General features: G+C 71.0%; 1 protein-coding gene. It reads right to left on the bottom strand.

Translation table 11 applies throughout. The annotated features are described in order from the left end of the window. A partial coding sequence (locus tag SB753_RS39580) for a hypothetical protein (RefSeq protein WP_410805487.1) occupies positions 1-252 on the bottom strand: 252 nt, incomplete at both ends.

Here is a 252-nt window from a genome sequence, read left to right as displayed (position 1 = left end):
CATCGAACGCGCCGCAGAAGTGGTTGGCCATCGCGCTGATCCGGTGGGCGAGGTTGAGCGCCGCCAGGTCCGACCAGGACTGCACCACCCCGAGCAGGACCCCGGAATGGCGCAACGCGTCAGCGTAGGCGCCGCGGAACATGTCGTGCGTGCAACGGCCCCAGTGCGCCTGCAGTTCGAGCACGCGCACCTTGGCCGCCTGCGCGCCCGCAATGGCCCGGTCGCAGAGGAGGTCCAGCGCGCGGTTGGACC

Source organism: Paraburkholderia sp. SIMBA_053 (assembly GCF_046534895.1).
GTDB lineage: Bacteria > Pseudomonadota > Gammaproteobacteria > Burkholderiales > Burkholderiaceae > Paraburkholderia > Paraburkholderia caledonica.
This window is presented reverse-complemented; position numbering and strand designations above follow the sequence as displayed.